General features: G+C 67.5%; 13 protein-coding genes and 1 pseudogene. 6 read left to right on the top strand and 8 right to left on the bottom strand.

Annotation, left to right across the window (positions count from 1 at the left end; translation table 11 throughout):
* Positions 1–197 precede the first annotated feature (197 nt).
* The 4 genes from FVD38_RS02690 to FVD38_RS02675 all read right to left on the bottom strand — a co-directional run bounded on the left by FVD38_RS02690 (position 198) and on the right by FVD38_RS02675 (position 3,982).
* Positions 198–1,775 carry a DEAD/DEAH box helicase gene (locus tag FVD38_RS02690; protein ID WP_147933415.1) on the bottom strand — a complete coding sequence of 526 codons (1,578 nt, stop codon included), beginning with the start codon at positions 1,773–1,775 and terminating at the stop codon, positions 198–200.
* Between the two features lie 290 nt (positions 1,776–2,065).
* On the bottom strand, positions 2,066–2,824 hold the full coding sequence (locus FVD38_RS02685; protein WP_147933414.1) for an anti-sigma factor: 759 nt from the start codon (positions 2,822–2,824) through the stop codon (positions 2,066–2,068).
* A gap of 20 nt (positions 2,825–2,844) precedes the next feature.
* The gene (locus FVD38_RS02680; protein WP_183407434.1) at positions 2,845–3,465 is read right to left on the bottom strand and encodes an LON peptidase substrate-binding domain-containing protein; all 621 of its coding nucleotides are present in this window, start codon (positions 3,463–3,465) and stop codon (positions 2,845–2,847) included.
* 64 nt (positions 3,466–3,529) lie between these two features.
* On the bottom strand, positions 3,530–3,982 hold the full coding sequence (locus FVD38_RS02675) for a hypothetical protein (protein ID WP_147933413.1): 453 nt from the start codon (positions 3,980–3,982) through the stop codon (positions 3,530–3,532).
* A gap of 137 nt (positions 3,983–4,119) precedes the next feature.
* On the opposite strand from FVD38_RS02675, the gene FVD38_RS02670 reads away from it, so the two are divergent.
* Positions 4,120–5,634, top strand: coding sequence for a CHASE domain-containing protein (locus FVD38_RS02670; RefSeq protein ID WP_229493357.1), 1,515 nt, complete (start codon positions 4,120–4,122; stop codon positions 5,632–5,634).
* Between the two features lie 14 nt (positions 5,635–5,648).
* On the opposite strand, the pseudogene FVD38_RS27265 reads toward FVD38_RS02670, so the two are convergent.
* Positions 5,649–5,786, bottom strand: a pseudogene (locus tag FVD38_RS27265) (hypothetical protein); the annotation flags it as partial.
* Positions 5,787–6,691: 905 nt separating this feature from the next.
* Here FVD38_RS27265 and FVD38_RS02665 point away from each other — a divergent pair.
* Genes FVD38_RS02665 through FVD38_RS02655 form a run of 3 tightly spaced genes read left to right on the top strand, consistent with a single transcriptional unit; the run spans position 6,692 to position 8,498 of the window.
* Complete coding sequence (locus FVD38_RS02665) at positions 6,692–7,096, top strand: YbaN family protein (protein ID WP_147933412.1); 405 nt, start codon at positions 6,692–6,694, stop codon at positions 7,094–7,096.
* A 42-nt stretch (positions 7,097–7,138) separates the two neighbouring features.
* Entirely contained in the window at positions 7,139–7,603 is a 465-nt protein-coding gene (locus FVD38_RS02660) for an Rrf2 family transcriptional regulator (RefSeq protein ID WP_147933411.1), read from the top strand.
* The gene (locus FVD38_RS02655; protein WP_370660622.1) at positions 7,590–8,498 is read left to right on the top strand and encodes an NAD(P)/FAD-dependent oxidoreductase; all 909 of its coding nucleotides are present in this window, start codon (positions 7,590–7,592) and stop codon (positions 8,496–8,498) included. The genes FVD38_RS02660 and FVD38_RS02655 overlap by 14 nt, the downstream gene beginning before the upstream one ends.
* 9 nt (positions 8,499–8,507) lie before the next feature.
* On the opposite strand, the gene FVD38_RS02650 is transcribed toward FVD38_RS02655, so the two are convergent.
* Positions 8,508–8,936 (bottom strand): hypothetical protein, encoded by a 429-nt coding sequence (locus tag FVD38_RS02650; RefSeq protein WP_147933409.1) that lies wholly within the window; start codon positions 8,934–8,936, stop codon positions 8,508–8,510.
* Between the two features lie 150 nt (positions 8,937–9,086).
* Between FVD38_RS02650 and FVD38_RS02645 the strand changes: the two genes are divergently transcribed.
* Positions 9,087–10,049, top strand: a complete 963-nt coding sequence (locus FVD38_RS02645) for a ribonuclease Z (RefSeq protein ID WP_147933408.1) — start codon at positions 9,087–9,089, stop codon at positions 10,047–10,049.
* A 35-nt stretch (positions 10,050–10,084) separates the two neighbouring features.
* On the opposite strand, the gene FVD38_RS02640 is transcribed toward FVD38_RS02645, so the two are convergent.
* Together FVD38_RS02640 and FVD38_RS02635 are read right to left on the bottom strand one after the other, a co-directional pair.
* Complete coding sequence (locus tag FVD38_RS02640) at positions 10,085–11,620, bottom strand: serine hydrolase domain-containing protein (protein ID WP_147933407.1); 1,536 nt, start codon at positions 11,618–11,620, stop codon at positions 10,085–10,087.
* Positions 11,621–11,696: 76 nt separating this feature from the next.
* Entirely contained in the window at positions 11,697–14,852 is a 3,156-nt protein-coding gene (locus FVD38_RS02635; RefSeq protein WP_147933406.1) for a multidrug efflux RND transporter permease subunit, read from the bottom strand.
* 78 nt (positions 14,853–14,930) lie between these two features.
* On the opposite strand from FVD38_RS02635, the gene FVD38_RS02630 reads away from it, so the two are divergent.
* Positions 14,931–15,650: a response regulator gene (locus tag FVD38_RS02630; RefSeq protein ID WP_147933405.1), complete on the top strand. Its 720-nt coding sequence runs from the start codon at positions 14,931–14,933 to the stop codon at positions 15,648–15,650.
* Positions 15,651–15,671 lie beyond the last annotated feature (21 nt).

Genomic DNA, 15,671 nt, shown 5'->3' with positions numbered 1-15,671 from the left:
GATCATTGCCCGTCTCGGAGGTTGGACGGGCTACGCGAGAGAGGCCAGGGCAGGCCCCATCACGATGCGGCACGGACTCGAACGCTTCGGAAGCATAACGCAAGGCTGGAAGCTTGCACAGATGTGGGCTTAGCCTAGCGCCTGCGCGGGGACGACGTGCTTGGGCTAACGAGTCGCTTCGGCGTTGACGATCAGGCTTACGCCTTCGGTCCGCCACCGAGCAGGAAAGCCAGCTTCTGCTTGGCCGGCTTGGCCGGCGCGTGCGGCGCCGCATCGAGATCCTTGCGCGGGCTGCTGGTCGGTTCGTAGGGCTTGAGGAACCACGGATCGACCTTTTCGCGGCGCGCGCCGGGACCTGGTCCGGAACGCGGCGCACGTGCCGGGCCGCCACGTTCGCCGCGCTCATCGCCGCGGCGGGCGCCGCGTTCGGCGTCGCGCGAAGCGTAGTCGCGTGCACCTTCGCGTCCACCTTCGCGTCCACCTTCGCGCGCGCCGAACTCACGGCCGCCTTCGCGAGCGCGGCTGCCTGGCGCCACGAAGCCTTCCAGCGTGCCGCGCGTGATGGTCTGCTTGATCAGCTTCTCGATGTCGGCCAGCAGGCGCTCGTCCTTGTCCGAGTACACCGACAGGGCGTCGCCCGAGGCGCCGGCGCGGCCGGTGCGGCCGATGCGGTGCACATAGTCTTCGGCGTTGTACGGCAGGTCGTAGTTGATCACGGCCGGGAGGTCCGAGATGTCGAGGCCGCGCGCGGCGACGTCGGTCGCCACCAGCACTTCGACGCTGCCGTTCTTGAACGCGTCCAGCGCCGCCATGCGCTCCTGCTGGGTCTTGTCGCCGTGGATCGCCGACGCCTTGACGCCGCGCTTCTCAAGGTGGGTCGACAGGCGCGAGGCGCCGATCTTGGTGTTCGAGAAGATGATCACCTGCTTCATGTCGCGCGAGCGGATCAGGTGCTCGACCACGTCGCGCTTGGCTTCCTCATCGACCTTGTACACGATCTGCGTGACTTTCTCGGCGGTCGCGTTGCTGCGCGCGACTTCGATGGTCAGCGGATTGTTCAGGAAGGTGTTGGCCAGCTTCTTGATCTCGGGCGAGAAGGTGGCCGAGAACATCAGGTTCTGGCGCTGCTTTGGCAACAGGTTGATGATGCGCTGCAGGTCGGGCAGGAAGCCCATGTCGAGCATGCGGTCGGCTTCGTCCATCACCAGCATCTGCACCTGGCCCAGGCTGACGTTCTTCTGCTCGATGTGGTCCAGCAGGCGGCCCGGGGTGGCGATCACGATCTCGACGCCGCGGCGCAGGATCTCGGTCTGCGGCTTCATGTCCATGCCGCCGAACACCACGGTCGCGCGCAGCGGCGTGTGCCGGGCATAGGCCTTGACGTTGTCGGCCACCTGGACCGCCAGTTCGCGGGTCGGCACCAGCACCAGGGCGCGCACCGGATGGCGCGCCGGCGACATGCTGGCGTTCGCGTGCGGCATCAGCAATTGCAGGATCGGCAGCGAGAAGCCGGCGGTCTTGCCGGTGCCGGTCTGGGCTGCGCCCATGACGTCGCGGCCTTCGAGCACCACGGGAATCGCCTGGGCCTGGATCGGCGTCGGATGGACATAGCCCTGGTCCGAGAGCGCACGCAGGATTTCCGGCGCCAGGCCGAAGTCGGCGAAGCGTACCGTGGGAGCCTCGGCGGCGGCCGGAACTGCCGGCACGGCTGGCGCGGCGTCCGGGACGGCGGCGACGTCGTTGTTGTTCGCGTTATTGCTCGGAGAATCAGACATAGTTTTTGGTTGCATTCATTCGTTCAGCTCTACGATCGGGCATGTTCTCCCCATCGCGGGCCGATGGACGCGCAGCGAAGGGAGGAACGGGAATAAGCCGGCGGACGGAACTACCCGGCGGCAAGCCGGCCGGCGGGCCGAATAAAGCGGACGTAGAGACACTTTTAGCGGGTGACACGATACCTGAAATCGCCACCCATGTATATGCCGGCCTGTTTTCTACACAGTTTACCAAAAGAAAGCCAATCCCTGCCGCAATGCAGCTTAAGCCAGTTTACCGGGCGGCCGTCTCACCGCGTCCAGCCACGTTGCTGGGCCGCGCGTTCGGCCACCGGATCGAGCACGGTGCCGGCAATGCGCGCGTCGATCGCCTCGCGCACGACGGGCGGCGGCTGGCTGCCGTCGACCCAGGCGGCCCCGCCGCCATCCTGGGCCAGCACCGGGATATTCCAGCGCCCGCCCTTCAGGCAGGCCAGGCCGGCGGTGGTGTCAACCACGAAGCTGCGGCAATAAGCGCCGTCTTTCGCGACGAAGGTGACGCCGATGCGCACCCCGCTGTCGGACGGCCCGGGGCTGGCCAGCTGGCCGTCCAGCGCCGCCACCAGCGGCCCGCGCGCCACTAGGGCGCCATCGACATGGTCGAGCGTGGCCAGGCCGGGCGCCTGCGCCAGGCTGTGCCAGCCGAAGGCCCCCACGGCGGCGCCCGCCAGCAACGCCGCACCGACCGCCACCCAGTGGCGCTTGCACCAATTGGTATAGGCAATCTGCGGCGGCGGCACCGTGCGGCCCGGGCGCAGGCTGTTGAGCTGCACCACCTTGGCGCCGCACGGCGGCACACTACGCTGGGCATGGTTGCCGTCGTGGCCGTTGGCCGAGACGCCGATGCGCCCGTTGCGCGTATTGCCCTTGAGCTGCAGCTCGGCCCGGTGGTGGGCGATGCGCGCGGCCAGCACCGGATCGGCGCGCATGGCCCGTTCGACCGCCGCGCGCGCCGGTTCGGCGAGTTCGCCGTTGATGTACCCGATGAGAAGATCGTCAGAAAATTTCATTCCGGGCCCCTGCGCTGTGGCTAGGAAGTGATCAAGCCATGTTCATCCAGCACGTCATGCAGCAATTCGAGCCGGATCACGGGGTTGTCGAGCATCAGCATATGATGCTTTTGCTGGTTCGGCAGCGGCAGCAGCTCGCACCAGCGGTTGGCCACCCAGCCGCAGTCGTCGAGCCGGAACGGCGGCTGCACCGGCCAGCGGTGCTGGGGAACGTCTTGCAACGAATTCAATATCCGGTCGAGCGCGTCGGAGGCGCCCTGCAGCTCGGACGGGATGTTGACGCTGTGGTCGTCCTCGACCAGTTGCGCCTCGGCCATCCACAGGCCGTTGACGCGCTGCTCGGCGGTGACCACGGAAAAACGCGCGCCGCCGCGGCACAGTACCTGCAGCAGGCCGGGCGTCTCGGTGGTGGTCTCGGTGACCGAGGCGATGGTGCCGGCGGCCACGAAGCGCTCCTGCTCGGCATCGGGCCGGCGCACCTCTTGCCCATGCGTCAGCAGCACCACGCCGAACGGTGTGCCTTCGAGGATGCAGCGGCTGATCATGTCGAGATAGCGCACCTCGAACACCTGCAGCGGCAACACCCCGTCCGGAAACAGCACCGTACTGAGCGGGAACAGTGGCATGGAAATCGTCGACATGGCCCCCATGATGACAGAATCGGGGCCATCGCGGGTGTACGATTGCGGCCGCCCGGGAGCACATTTACTCGTCCGGGGACCTCAGCGGCAGGTAGCGCACCCACTGGCGCAGCTCGTCCAGGCGCCAGCGAAGCCGGCCCCAGCCGGGGCCGGGCGCGTCCACCACCCTCACCCGCACCACCTTGCCGGCAACCGGCGGGCAGGCATACGCATACAGGCCGGCCTCGCCGAACGGCAGGCGCAGTTCGCGCCCCGCGCCGATCTTGAGCGGGCCGAACACCACCGGCGCCCTGCTCTCATTGCGCAGCAGCAGCACGTCGCGCACGCCGCGCGTCAGGCGGATCTCGGACGGCAAGGTCAGCGCTCCCCCCACCGTGGACGGGAAGGCCAGCAGCAGTTCATGGCTGCCGCCGCGCAATGGCGCCAGCATGCCCAGCAGCAGCAGCAGGCCGCACAGGCCGGCCAGCATGGTCAAGGGCCAATGGCGTTTCAGGGAGGACGAGAGCGTGGAACTCATCCCGCTTTCGCACTCTTGCAAGGCGGATATTTCAGATTAGAATGTTTCATTTAGTAAGGAGTATCCTTGTGCCCAGTTGACCAACTCCGTTGACAAAGGCGCAAAGTCGCGTGCGCCCCGTCAATCCAAGGATGCGTATGCTACGTAGTCCGACCTCTTCGATCAACCCCGCCGCCCCGGCTGCCAAGCACAAGGACATGCAGCAGACCGCCAACCGCCCCCCAGCTCCGATGTCGGCCTCCGTTGCCGGCCACGCGCCACTCCTGATGGCGCTGCTGGTGTTCGTGCTGACCCTGCTGGTGACCTTCGGCGCCTGGTCCAGTGCCCAGCGCAATGCCGAGGCCCAGCTGCATGAAGCCTTCGACTACCGCACCCGCGATATGGGTTACGCGATCGGACGCCGCCTGCTGGTCTACGAGCAGGTGCTGCGCGGTGCGCGCGGCTACCTGCGCGGCTCGGTCGACCTGAGCCGCGCCCAATTTGCCGAATATTACGAGGTGCTGCGCCTGGACCAGTCCTTCCCTGGCCTCGAGGCGCTGGCGGTCGCCACCCTGATCCCGCCGGGCGCGCTCGCCGCCCACGAGGACAAAGTGCGCGCCGAGGGCTTCCCCAACTACCGCGTGCACCCGGCCGACGGCGGCCAGCCGCAGACGGCGATCTCGCACATCGAACCGTTCAGTGCGCGCAACCTGCGCGCCTTCGGCTACGACATGTACAGCGAGCCGGTGCGGCGCGCGGCGATGGCGGCGGCGCGCGACAGCGGCCAGGCCGCGCTGAGCGGCAAGGTGGTGCTGGTGCAGGAAGGCGGCGCCAGCCTCGATGCGGGCTTCCTGATGTACCTGCCGGTGTACCGCAGCGGGCGCGACGTCGACACCGTCGAGCAGCGCCGCACGGCGCTGCTGGGCTGGATCTATTCGCCGTTTCGCATGAAGGACCTGATGCGCGGCGTGGGCGGCATCGCGGCGCCCCAGCTCGACGTCGAGATCTATGACGGCGACCACATGGCGCCGGATGCGCTGCTGTACCGCTCGCCCGGCGCCGACCGCGCCGGGGTGCCGCGCTTTTCCACCGCCACCCGCATGGAGATGGCCGGCCGCACCTGGACCGTGCGGATGGCATCCAGCGCCAGCCTCGAGGCCACGCTGGATCACGACCGCCCGCAGATGGTGGCCGCCACCGGGGTCGTGCTGGGAGTCCTGGTCAGCCTGGTGGTGTGGCTGCTGGCCGGTTCGCGCCGCCGCGCGCTGCAACTGGCGCAGGCGATGACGCTCGAGCTGCGCGAATCGCACGACCGCATCGCGGCCGACGAGCGCCGCTTCAAGACGATCCTCGAGACCGCCCACGACGGCTTCGTCGCCATCGACCGCCAGGGCCGCATCACCGACTGGAATGCGCAGGCCACGCGCATCTTCGGCATCGACGCCGCGCAGGCGATCGGCAGCCCGGCCGAGCTGCTGCTGCCTGAGGAAAAGCGCGCCGCCTTCCGCACCACGTTCGACGCCTTCGCGCGCGGCGGCGCCGGGACCAGCGACACCACCAGGCCGGCGCTGCGCATCACTGCGCGCTGCTGGGCGAAGCGCGCCTCGGCGTCGGTCACCGCCTGGCCCACCGTGACCACCAGGCCGTATTCGGGCAGCTTGCGCCAGGCGTAGAAACGCTCGATGCCGTCCAGGCTGCTCGCCCTGCGGAAGGCGCCGCTGGTGCTGGCGTCGCGCGTCTGCGGCGCGTCGGGGATCGCCGTGCCCATGTGGCGGCTGCCGTCCGCGCGCGAGCTGCGCGCGATCACGGTGGCGTCCAGGCGCATCAGGCTGACCGCCGCGTCCGGGCCGAGGTCGATGCTGTCGTAGAAGCGCAGGAAGTAGTCCGGCCGGATGGCCACCGCGATCACGCCGGCCAGGCGGCCGTCCGCGGCGCGGATCGGCCGCGTAAACTGCACCACCCACTGCTGCGAGAGACGGTTGCGCTCGGGGCGGCTGACGTAGAGCCGGTCGCCGCCGCCCTCGCGGTGGACGGCGAACTGGCGCAGGTTGCCCAGCGCCAGGCCTTGCGGCGCCGTGAAACCGTCGACCGCGGCGTCGGTGTACAGCAGGCGGCCCTCGGCGTCGGTGACGGTGAGGTGCATCGGCACCCGCAGGTGGCGCGCATGTTCGGCCACGCTGCGCGCGAAGTTGGCGGGGTCGCGCTGCCAGGTGCCGCGCAGCTGGACCAGCGACAGGTCGATCAGGGCGACGGTCGCCTTGACCTCTTCGGAGAATGCGCGCGACAGGTTCTGCACATTGGCCTGGGCGCCGCTTTCGGCCAGAGCGGCGAAGCGCGCCCGCTCCACCGCCACGCCGCCCCACACGACGGCCAGTATCAGCGCCAGGTAGAGCGCGAGCTGGCGCAGCACGCGCCGGCGAAAATAGCCGCCGAACATGGCCACGATGGGGTTGGACGATGTGGAATAAGGCATGGAAGACGGTGGCCGGCACAAGCCGGACGGCAATCGGACAGCAGGCGGAAAGGGAGGCCGGGCGTAGAACGATTCCTGCCACTGCCGAACAGACGCGCCCGTCGTCGAGCCGGCCATTATACCGAGTTAGCGGCTGTAAGTTGCAAAACGGAACTTAAAGTTGCATATAGATATTCCCGACTGTTTCCTTTTTGCATAAACAGATCGGCAATAGTGCAAACACGGCACCCCGCTGCGCCGGATGCTAGAGTGGCGGCATGAAACTGTTCTATAACGTGGCCGGGGTGCTGGCCGTCCTGCTGGGGATCCTCGGCATCTTCCTGCCGCTGTTGCCGACCACGCCCTTCCTGCTGCTGGCCTCGGCCTGCTTCGCGCGCGGCTCCGTACGCCTGCACCGCTGGCTGCTGGCCCATCCCGTGTTCGGGAAATACCTTGCCAATTTCGAAGCCGGGCACGGCATTCCGCTGAAAGGCAAGATCGTCGCCACCGTGATGCTGTGGGGCTCGATGGCCTGGTCGACGCGCCATTTCGACAGCGTTGCCATCCTGATCTCGATGATCGCGATCGGCGCCTGCGTGAGCACCTATATGTGGTGGTACCTGCCGACGCTCAAGCTGCCGCCGAAGGTGACGCCGAACGAGGAATCGCAGGCCGAACGTTAGAAAATTTCATATTGCCGTCGGTTTTGTACTATTATTAGTTACATGAAACGCGACAGCAAACTTTCTTCCGTCCTCCACGTGCTGCTGCACCTGGCCCACAGCGAGCGCCCGATGACTTCGGAGCAGATGGCCGGCATGCTCGACACCAACCCGGTGCTGGTGCGGCGCGTGCTGGCCGGCCTGCGCGAGCGCGGCTACATCAGTTCCGAGCGCGGCCATGGCGGCGGCTGGACCGTCATCTGCGACCTGGCCACCGTGACCCTGCGCGACGTCTACGACGCAGTCGGCGCGCCCACCGTGTTCGCGATGGGCAACCGCAACGAGCACAGCGCCTGCCTGGTCGAACAGGTGGTCAACGCCTCGCTCGCGGACGCCTTCCAGGAGGCCGAGGCCTTGCTGGTGCAACGCCTCGGCGACGTCACGCTGGCCGACCTGTCGCGCGATTTCAATCTTCGCTACGACAACCATCCGCACAGGAGACCCGAGCATGAACATGCCCCTGGATGAATACGACGCCATCGTCATCGGCGGCAGCTATGCCGGCCTGTCGGCCGCCCTGCAACTGGCGCGGGCGCGCCGCAAGGTGCTGGTGGTCGACGCCGGCCAGCGCCGCAACCGCTTTGCCAGCGACTCGCACGGCTTCCTGACCCGCGATGGCCAGCCGGCGGCGGCCATCGCGCGCGAAGGGCGAGCGAACGTCGCCGTCTATCCGAACGTGGCCTGGCATGACGGGCAGGCGCTCGCCGCGCACCTAGACGCCGACGGTTTCATCGTCGAACTCGATGGCGCGAACCGCGTGCGCGGCCGGCGCCTGGTGCTGGCCACCGGCGTACGCGACGAGTTGCCGCCGATCGAGGGCCTGGCCGAGCGCTGGGGCAAGAGCGTGTTCCATTGTCCCTACTGCCACGGCTACGAACTGGACGAAGGCCGCATCGGCGTGCTGGCCAGCGGCCCACTATCGGTGCACCAGGCGCAGATGCTGCCGCACTGGGGCCAGGTAACCCTGTTCACCAACGGCGTGTGCCCGCTCGACGAAGCGCAACGGGCCGACCTCGCCGAACGCGGCGTGCAGGTGGACGAAACCCCGGTCGCGCGGCTTGCCGACCACGCTACCGTGGTGCTGGCCGACGGCCGGCGGGAAGCGATGGCCGGCCTGTTCACCTTCGGCCGCGTGCACATGGCCAGCCCGATCGCCAGGGACCTCGGCTGCGCCTTCGACGAAGGCCCCATCGGACCCTATATCCGCACCGACGAGGCGCGCCAGACCACGGTGCCGGGCGTGTTCGCCGGCGGCGACGCCATGCGCGCCGCCAGCTCGGTGGCGCTCGCCGTGGCCGACGGCGCGATGGCCGGCGTCGGCGCCCACCGTTCGCTGCTGTTCGGCCTGGCGCCGCAGCATTAACGGCCGGCGCTAGCAGGCGTCGGCGTAGCGCCCGCGCGCGTCGGCCGGATAGCTGACCACGATCCGTTCGGTGTCTTCGTCGGCTTCGTAGCGCACCCACACCAGGCCGTCGCGCGATTCGAAGCGCTCGGGCGCGGTCGCCACCAGCGGGATCTGGTGCCAGCGGCCGAAGTCGGCCACCACCTGCTGGTCGCTGGCGGCAATCCCGAGTTTTTGTCCATTCGACAGCCGGTAGACGCCGTCGATCGAGTCGATCACTTCGGCGCTGGGCGTCACCCGCTGCGGTGGCGGCCCGATGCGCGAACAGCTGATGCCGGCCACCGGTACCTGCATCTCCTGCAGCACCGGTGCGGCCGGATTGGCAGCAGCGACAGGCGCCGCCCCCAGCAATGCAACAAGACCAGCCGCGGATGCGGCGGTAACGAAACGCGTGTGCATATGGCTCTCCCTGGTCTAAGGCGTGCATGGCCGCGCCGTTGGCGACCTTCCCGTCCCGTATGACACCGGCCTGCACCGCGAGTTCTGGCTGCGCGCCGGCCAGTGCCGGGTTACTGGATAATGGAAGCCGTCATCCCACGAGAAGCAGGCATGGAACTCATTTTCCTCGGCACGTCGTCCGGCACGCCGACCCGGCAACGCAATATGTCCGGCCTGGCGCTGCGCCTGCGCGGCGCGCGTTCGTGGGTGCTGGTCGACTGCGCCGAAGGCACCCAGCACCGCCTCCTGCGCACCCCGCTGTCGGTGATGAGCCTGCGCGCCGTGTTCATCACCCATATGCACGGCGACCACTGCTACGGACTGCCCGGCCTGCTGGCCAGCGCCGGCCTGCTGGGCCGCAGCGAACCGCTGACGATCGTCGGCCCGCCGCCGCTACGCACCATGATCGAGTGCATCATGCAGGCCAGCGAATTGAACCTGCCCTTCCCGCTCGTCTGGCTGACGCCCGACGAGCTGACGCATGGTCCGCTATTACCTGAACTTGCCGTCGACGCCACCGCCCTGTCGCACCGCATCCCATCCTGGGCCTATGGCTTCACCGAAGCCGCGATCGAGCGCCGGCTCGATACCGACAAGCTGCGCGCCGACGCCATTCCCTCGTCAGCCCTATGGGGCGAGATCCAGCAGGGCCGCGACGTGGTCCTGCCCGACGACCGCGCGATTGCCGCCGCCGACTACCTGCTGCCGCCGCGGCGCGCGCGCCGCATCGTGGTGGGCGGCGACAACGACAGCCCGCAACTGCTGGCCGCCAGCGCGCAGGGCGCCGACGTGCTGGTGCACGAGGCGACCTATACCGAGGAGGTGCTGCACAAGATCGGTCCCGGCCCGCAGCACAGCTCGGCCATGCGGGTCGCGCACTTCGCCGCAGGGGCCGGCGTGCGCAACCTGGTGCTGACCCATTTCAGTCCGCGCTACCAGGACGGCGGACCGCTGCCGCTGTCGCTGCTCGAGGAAGAAGCGCGCGCCCAGTACAGCGGAAACCTGCTGCTGGCGCGCGACCTCGATCACTACGTGCTTGACCGCACCGGCGCGCTGCGGCTGGCGGTCGAATAGACGCATCACGCCCGCCAAGCCTTGACGCTGGACGGCTATTGCTTCGCCGGCGTCAGTTCGACTTCCTGCACCTTGGGTTCGTGTTCGGGCGTAAGCGTAAATTTGACGTCCACCTTGCCACGCTCGCCGATCAGCGCAAAGGCGCCGCGCAGTCTGTTCTCAGCGCTGATGGGGCCGACCGATGTGATCTTCCCGATCGGCGCCAGCTTTTCTCGCGCGTGCGTCATCCAGTCCTCACGCGAGCGGTCGAGGAAGAAATTCTCCGCCACAATCGTGCTTCCAAGCTGTGCGTCCCACGTCTGCACCAGTTGCGCTACTTGCGGGTAGCGTGCAGCCAGAATGGGCGACACGTCAATCGGCCTCGGACCGAGATCGGCACGTTCGACCAACATCGACAACGCTTTTCCCGTGCGGCCGTATACCGGTCCGTAGCGCAAGTTCGTAAAGGCGAAGACGCCTACTCCATGGTCCGGCGAAAAATAGTATTGGCTGCCAAAGCCGGGCAGCCCGCCCCCGTGGCCGACCGTCACCACGTCGCGGCTGTCACGCAACACGTTCAGGCCGTAGCTGTAGAAACCCACACGCGGATTCGATGTCTTGCCATCGGTAGTGGTGGCCTTGGCGCTCATGCCGGCAAATACCTGCGGCAGATGCATCTCGCGAACCGATGCACGGCGCAGCGGTCCGCGATCCGCATCGCTGCGGGCCGGCCAGGCATCCAGGTGAAAGGCGATGTAGCGCGCGAAGTCATCCGCAGTCGTGATCAGCCCACCCATCGCGGCGCCGTCGCCATCGGGCAGGATCGGTTCGGTCTCCCAGTGGTCGCGGTCCCAGCGGTAACCCAGGGCGAGCTTTCCAGGCTTGGCCTGGGTATATTCCCAACGTGTATCGTGCATTCCCAACGGCTGCAGGATCTCCCGCGTGACGTAGTCCTGGAAACGCATGCCCGATGCCTTGCTGACTACCTTGCCCAGCAAGATGTAGCCGAGGTTGCTGTACTCGAAGGTCTGGCCGGGAGCGCTGGAAAACGACAGCCCTGCGCCGACCAGTTGTTCGATCCTGGCATTCGAGATGGCCATCTGGCGGTCACCCCAGGGATTGTCCTCGGGCAGCCCAGCGCTCATGGTCATCAGGTGGCGAATCGTCAATGCAGGCGAGTCCGCGGTCGGCAAGGTGACGCCGCGTACTTCTGGCAGATAGCTGGACACCGGATCGTCGAGGCGCAACTTGCCATCGTCGCGCAACTTCAGCGCTGCCATCGCCACGAAGCTTTTGCTCATCGAAGCGATGCGGAACTCGGTCGAACTGGTCGCGGGGGTCTTGCGCGCGACATCAGCCAGGCCGAGCGAGCGGATATGCACCAGTTTGCCATCCAGCACCACACCGTACACCAGGCCCGGAAGATGCTCTTGCGCGGCAAGGTCGGTGTACATCTTGTCTATTTCGGGAAGCCGCGCAGCGACACGTTCTGCGCGGCTCGGCGCCTGCGCCTGCGCGTGGCTATCCGCGACGGCGACTGCGCTCAATACGAAAACAAGGAGGGGCAAACTGCGGCAAAAGTTGAGATGCATGCTGGCCCTTCCCTGGTAAACACGATGTTTCGGATAATCTCATGTTATTTCGCGAACCAAAGCTGATTCAATGAAATTATTCCGGGTGAGTGGGATGCCTGGCCTGCTCGCTCACCTGTTGGCCGTGTTTCGGCTTGCGCCAGCGCGCGATGCGCTCCTGCAGGCCGACGACGAACACGAAGAAGGCCGGCACGAACAGCACCGCCAGCACGGTGGCCGCCACCATGCCGCCGAACACGCCGGTGCCGATCGCATGCTGGGTCTCGGCGCTGGCGCCTGACGCGATCATCAGCGGCACCACGCCCAGCGCAAAGGCGAGCGAGGTCATGAGGATAGGCCGCAGGCGCAGACGCGCCGCCTCCACCGCCGACTCCAGCAAACCCTTGCCTTCGTCATGCAGCTGCTTGGCGAATTCCACGATCAGGATCGCGTTCTTGGCCGACAGGCCGATCACCGTGATCATGCCGACCTTGAAGAACACGTCGTTGGGCAGGCCGCGCAGCATCACCGCCGCCACCGCGCCGATCAGGCCAAGAGGCACCACCAGCATCACCGAGAACGGAATCGACCAGCTCTCGTACAGCGCCGCCAGCACCAGGAACACGACCAGCATCGACAGCGCCATCAGCAGCGGCGCCTGGGCCGCCGTCTCGCGTTCCTGCAACGACTGGCCAGTCCACTCGACCGCGAACCCGGGCCCCAGCTGGCCGGCCAGGCGCTCCATCTCGTCCATCGCCTCGCCGCTGGACGCGCCCGGCGCCGCGGCGCCCGCGATGCGCACGCTCGGATAACCCAGGTAGCGGATCAGCTGCGGCGGCGCCTCGGTCCAGACGGGCTTGACCACCTCGGCCAGCGGCACCATGCCGCCGTTCACGTTGCGCACATTCAGCTTGAGAACGTCGGCGACCTGCATGCGGGCGCTGGCCTCGGCCTGCACGATCACCTGCTGCATGCGCCCGGCGTTCGGGAAGTCGTTGACGTACACCGATCCCATCGCCGCCGACAGGGTGTCGCTGATGTCGGCGAAGGCCACGCCCAGCACCTGCGCCTTGGCGCGGTCGATGTCGAGGCGCACGCTCACGCCGGGCGGCAAGCCTTCGGGATAGACGCCGGCCACCAGCGGGCTTTGCGCGGCCAGGCCCAGGAGCTTGTCCTGGGCCGCCATCAGCGCCGCCTGGCCCTGGTTGGAACGGTCTTGCAGGCGCAGCGCAAAGCCGGACGAGTTGCCCAGGCCGTCGATCGCCGGCGGCATCAGGCTCATGATCATGCCTTCGCGGCTGGCGTTCATCGCCTCTTGCGCCGCGGCGACCTCGCCCTGGGCGGTGGCGCCGTCGCGCTGGTCCCAGTCCTTGAGCATCGTGAAGGCCATGGCCGCGTTCGGACCCGAGCCCGAAAAGCCGAAGCCGAGGATGGCCTCGTTGTCGCCCAGGCCGGGGCGCGAAGCCACGTGCGCTTCATAGGCCTTGACCACGTCGAGCGTGCGTTCGACGGTGGCGTCGCCCGGCAACTGGAACGAGGTCATGAAATAACCCTGGTCTTCCTCGGGCAGGAAGGCCGACGGCAGCCGGCCGAAGGCGAAGGCCAGCGCGATGCCGATCGCCAGCCACGCCAGCATCATCCTGCCGGCGCGCTTGACCAGCGCCGTGGTGGTGGACGAGTAGCGCGCCGTGAGACGCTCGAAGCCGCGGTTGAACCAGCCGAAGAAGCCCTTTTTCTCGTGATGGCCGCCCTCGACCGGCTTGAGCAGGGTGGCGCACAGCGCCGGCGTGAACGACAGCGCCAGGAAGGCCGAGAACAGGATCGAGACCACCATCGACAGCGAGAACTGGCGGTAGATCACGCCCACCGAACCGCTGGCGAAGGCCATCGGGATGAACACGGCGGTCAGCACCAGGGTGATGCCGACCACCGCGCCGGTGATCTCGCGCATCGCCTTTATCGTCGCCTCCTTGGGCGACAAGCCCTCGGTCGCCATCAGGCGCTCGACGTTCTCGACCACCACGATCGCATCGTCGACGATGATGCCGATCGCCAGCACCATGCCGAACATGGTCAGCACATTGACCGAGAAGCCGGCCATCATCATCACCGTGAAGGTGCCCAGCAGCGCGATCGGCGCCACCAGCGCCGGGATCAGCGTATAGCGCACGTTCTGCAGGAACAGGTACATCACCAGGAACACCAGCACCATGGCCTCGAGCAGGGTCATCACCACCTTCTTGATCGAGATCTCCACGAACGGCGCGGTGTCGAAGGGCACGCTGACCTTCATCCCGGCCGGCATCGCCTTGCCCAGTTCGGCTAGGCGCGCGCGCACGCCGGCGGCGGTGGCCACCGCATTGGCGCCCGGCGCCATCTGGACGCCGGCGGCGGTGGCGACGTGGCCGTTCTCGCGGGTGCTGAAGCCATAGCTCTGCGCGCCCAGCTCGATGCGCGCTACATCCTGCAGCAGCAAGGTGGAGCCGTCGGGGTTCGCGCGCAGCACAATGGCGCGGAACGCTTCCGGTGTGGACAGCTGGCCCTCGGCGGTCAGCGGCACCGTGATCTGCTGCCCTGGCGGCGCCGGCGCGTCGCCCACGCGGCCCGGCGCGATCTGCGCGTTCTGGCGCGCGATGGCGGCCGTCACATCAGTCATCGACAGATTGTAGGCAACCAGTTTGGCCGGATCGACCCAGACCCGCATCGCCTTCTCGGCGCCGAACAGCTGCACCTTGCCGACGCCCTCGACCCGGCGCAATTCTTCGACCACGTTGCGCGCCATGTAGTCGCCCAGGTCGGTCTCGTCGAAGGCGCCGGTGTCCGACGTCAGCGCGATGAACATCAAAAAGTTCGAGATCGTCGACTCCACGATCAGGCCGTTCTGGCGCACCGTCTGCGGCAGGCGCGGCTCGACCGCCTTGATGCGGTTCTGCACGTCGACCTGGGCCATGTCGGGATCGACGCCGGGCCGGAAGGTGGCGGTGATCTGGGCAGTGCCGGTGGTATCGGTCGACGACTCGAAATACAGCAGGTTCTTGACGCTGGAGAGTTCGCGCTCGATCAGGCCGACCACGGCGTCGTTCATGGTCTGGGGCGTCGCGCCCGGATAGACGGCGGTGATGCTGACGGTGGGCGGGGCCACGTTGGGATAGCGTTCCACCGGCAGTTGCGGGATGGCGATCACGCCCAGCAGCACGATGAACAGGGCGATCACCCAGGCGAACACGGGACGGTTGATGAAAAACTGGGGCATGGGTAGAGTAGCGGGTCGGGCAAACGGCGATTGTGCGGTGTGCACGTTGGCATTCGGTTGCCCTTGTATGGAGATTCGATGGAGATGACCGCGCAATCGGGCGCTGGACCGGCCCTGGTGCTGATCGCCGAGGACGACGACGAGATCGCGGTCATCCTCACCGCCTATTTCTCGCGCGGCGGCTTTCGCACGCTGCGCGCGCAGGATGGCCGCCAGGCGCTCGAACTGCACCTGACGGCGCGGCCCGACCTGGTGCTGCTCGACGTGCAGATGCCGGGCCTGGACGGCTGGATGGTGCTGTCCGAGATCCGCCGCCGCGGCGGCACGCCGGTGATCATGGTGACCGCGATGGACCAGGACGTCGACAAGCTGACCGGCCTGCGCATCGGCGCCGACGACTACGTCGTCAAGCCCTTCAACCCGGCCGAGGTGGTGGCGCGCGCGCAGGCGGTGCTGCGCCGCACGCTGGCCCACGGCGCGGGCAGCGGCGCTTCCGTGATCCGCGTCGACGATCTCGTCATCGACCTGGACAAGCACGAGGTCACGCTGGCCGACGGGCGAACCGCGCTCAATCTGACGCTGACCGAATTCAAGCTGCTGGCCTACCTGGCGCGCTCGCCGCGCCAGGTGTTCAGCCGCATCGACCTGCTCACCCACTGCTTGCCCGAGGGCGATACCCTCGAGCGCACCGTCGACAGCCACGTCAGCAAGCTGCGCCGCAAGCTCGAGGAAGCGGGCATCGGCGACGTACCGCGCGGGATCCGCGGCGTCGGCTACAAGTTCGGCGGCAAGACGTGAAACCCATCCATGGCCTGAGCC

This window comes from Massilia arenae, from assembly GCF_008014745.1.
Lineage (GTDB): Bacteria > Pseudomonadota > Gammaproteobacteria > Burkholderiales > Burkholderiaceae_D > Telluria > Telluria arenae.
Note: the sequence above shows the minus strand (reverse complement) of the source record. Positions and strands in the feature narration are given on the sequence as shown.